The organism is Actinomycetota bacterium, assembly GCA_035536535.1.
GTDB lineage: Bacteria > Actinomycetota > JAICYB01 > JAICYB01 > JAICYB01 > DATLNZ01.
In genome coordinates, this window is the sequence record DATLNZ010000144.1 from 1 (window position 1) to 3,228 (window position 3,228).

The 3,228-nt window shown below is 67.5% G+C and carries 2 protein-coding genes; both read right to left on the reverse strand.

What is annotated here, in order from left to right; all coding sequences use genetic code 11:
• Positions 1-1,541: DUF2142 domain-containing protein (locus VNE62_09765; protein ID HVE92565.1), on the reverse strand; the 1,541-nt coding region annotated here is incomplete at its 3' end.
• 38 nt (positions 1,542-1,579) lie between these two features.
• Positions 1,580-3,154, reverse strand: a complete 1,575-nt coding sequence (locus VNE62_09770) for an NAD(P)/FAD-dependent oxidoreductase (protein HVE92566.1) — start codon at positions 3,152-3,154, stop codon at positions 1,580-1,582.
• Between the last annotated feature and the right edge of the window lie 74 nt (positions 3,155-3,228).

Here is a 3,228-nt window from a genome sequence, read left to right on the forward strand (position 1 = left end):
GTGCCTCGGGGTGCGCCGGCCAGACCCGACGCCGTCACTCCGGAGAGAGCCAGGCATCCGCACCCCGCGCACACCAGCAGGATCCAGGGCAACCAGCCGCCGGGAGGCGCCCAGGCCGCGGAGCCGAGAAGGTCCCACGAGACCGGTTGGCCGAAGGCATAGCGGCGCGCATTCGTCATCCATGCCAGTCCATGGAGCGCAGCGGCGATCGCAGCGACCCAGACGGTGACCGCGGCAGCGGCGCGACTGGAGAAACGCGCGTCGGCTCCCGGCCGTTTCCGGCGCGCGACCGCCCGCGACAGCACTTCCCCGGCGATCAGCGGGACCGGAACCGCTGCGGGAAGCACATGGCGCCCCTGAAGACCGAAACCCGTTGGGATCACCACGGCGGCCGCCAGGACCACGCTGAATCCCACGGCACCAGCGGAAAGGCCAGCCAGGGCCATCCGTTCCCGCGGACGACCCCACAGCAGGGCCAGGCCCAGGACGACCAGCAGAAGGATCGCCCAGAGGACGTAAAAGCCGGGCCTCACCCGGACGTCGAGGGAGCCGAAGATCCCTATCGACTGCTCGCCGACGTCCACCATGCTGTACGCCGCGGACGGAAGATTCCGGATGGTGCGCGACAAGCTGAAGCCCGGGTGCGGCTGAAAGGCGGCCTCCCACCACACACCGGCCGCACCGGCCGCCACCGTGGCGACAATCGCCGCCTTGGCCCCGCGACCCCCCGACTTGACCTCGGAGAGCAACCGCCGGCCGCCGAAGGCCACTGTCACTCCCGCCACGCACAGCAGAACCCACAGCGGCCCCAGCGAACGCGTGGACACGGCCAGCACTGCCCCGGCCCCCGCCGCCAGCCACGCCCACCTCGATGACGGCGCCTCCCGGGATAGATGTATGAGTGCGGCGGCGAGGCATATGGTCCCCGCCAGCTCGGGGCCGCTGCCGGACAGCTGCGACATCACGAACAACACCATCGGCGACACGCCCACCAACAGCCCGGCGACCGAGGCGCCCGCGTTTCGGGGGTCCCACAGCAGAGCGGCCGCAGCGCACAGGAGCGCCAGACAGACCGCCGCGGAGATCGCGCGGCCCGCACGCAGGGCGGCCGGAGCATCGCCGCTCATCCCGGCTGCCACGCCGGGCAGCACGTAGCTCCACGGCTGGTACGTTCCAACGTGTGACAGCTCCGACCCCTGTCCCCCCTGGATGGGGGGACAGTCGCCGGGAACGCGGAAGAACGTGACGCACTCCAGACGCGCGGTCGAAAGTCGCGGGGGGACGTCGAAGACCCGGCTGGTCTGGTTAAACCAGGCCTGCGTGGCCGAAGGCGGCGGCCCCATCGTGGCTTCCGGAATCTCCCCGCCACGAATGTCCCCGCCCCCGGCACCGACCGCTTTGACGTAGTGCGCCAGCTCGTCGGGCCCTGCCCCCGGCGGCGTCCCGAACATCCAGGCCATAACCAGCAGCGTGAACCCCACAACCACCAGGAGCCGCGTGGCCCTGAGGGCTCGCGAGTGGCGGGACGAGCCGCTGGTCATCTCATGCGGACCGTCACCTGACAGCAGCTCGACGGGCGCTAGGCGTTTTCGGGGGTCCGCCGGTCAGGTTCTGCCGAGGTGTCGAGCTGGCGGAGTCCGACCTCAACCGTCTCGCCCTCGCCGTGGGCGGGGACCGAAGCGGGTGACGTGGCGCGTGAAGCCTCCGGACCCTCCGACGACCTCTCCTCGTGGTACTCGGCCTCCACGTTCACCTTCCAGATGTCGTGGCTGGCGCCGAGGATGTTTTCAACCGAAAGCATCGCCGTGTACATCGAGTGGTCCTGGTTGTTGTACTTGTGCATCCCGTTGCGCCCTACGGGGTAGACGTTCGGGGTGTTCTCCTCGAGCCAGGCACGGAGACGGGCCACACGCTGCTTGTACGTGGAGTCGTACATCGGATACGCCTTCGGCATCCGCACCACGTACCCCGCCTGGACCTGTCCCGGCTTCACCAGTCCGAGCGTCTGCAGCTCCCGCGTGCCCAGCTCGACCAGCTTCGAGTCCTCCATCGACCACAGCTCGTCGCCCTCGAACACGAAGTACTCCAGCCCGAGACAGGTCCGTCCCTCCTTGACCAGGTATGGCGACCACGATCCGAAGTTCTGGATCCGCCCGAGCTTGACGTCCGGGGAGTGGACGTAGATCCAGTTGTCCGGAAACCCTGCTTCCTCCGGCACGACCAGAGCCACGGTGAGGAAGTCGCGGTAGGTGAGCCCCTCAGCCGCTATCAGGACGTCCGCGGGGGCCGGGGGGTCCATCTGCCTCACCAGCTGCGTAATGGGCATCGACGAGATGACGTGGCTCGCCGGGTATTCCGTTCGGCCTCCCGTGGCAGACGTGGCCACCACGGACACCGCCCGGCCCTCGCGGTGCCTGATCGCGGTGACGGGTGAGTTCATAACCACCTTCGTCCCCTGGGCCTGAACGAGCTCGGTGGCCCGCTCCCACATCATCCCGGGGCCGTACTTCGGGTACTGGAACTCCTCGATGAGGCTGGTGATGTCCTTCTGATTGCGCTTCGGCAGAAGCGCATTCATGACGGCCTTGAAAAGCGACAAGTTCTTGATCCGCTGTGCCGCCCAGTCCGCCTGTATCGAGCTTGCCGGCACTCCCCAGACCTTCTCCGTGTAGGTCTTGAAGAAGATGGTGTAGAGGCGGTGCCCGAATCTCGCGGAGGTCCAGCCCTCGAAGTTGGTTTGATCCTTCGGCGGCCTGATCCGCGCCCACACATACGAAAGGACGCAGCGCATGGCCTCGATGAGGCCGAGGTTCTTCAGCGCGTTGGACGCCTTCAGCGGATAGTCGAAGAATTTGCCGTTGTAGTGGATCCGGCTCATACGAGGACGAAGAAGGAAGTCCTCGTCCGGCAGGATCTCGTGCCACAGCTCCTCGACCGCTTTGACCTTGGTGAAGAACCGGTGGCCGCCGATGTCGAAGCGCCAGCCATCCCGCTCGACGGTTCGGCTGATTCCGCCGACTACGCTGTCCGCCTCCAGGACTATTGAGCGGATGCCCTTTCTGCCCAGCTCGTAGGCCGCCGTCAGACCACCGGGTCCCGCGCCTATGACGACGACGTCTGTTGGCGGCGTGACGGCGTTGCTCGATCGTTGCATCGCTATTCAGCTCCAGTCGGTGGGACGCCGGGACCGGGAGATTGCCCATCCCCGCAGGTCCGACACAGGCCGTG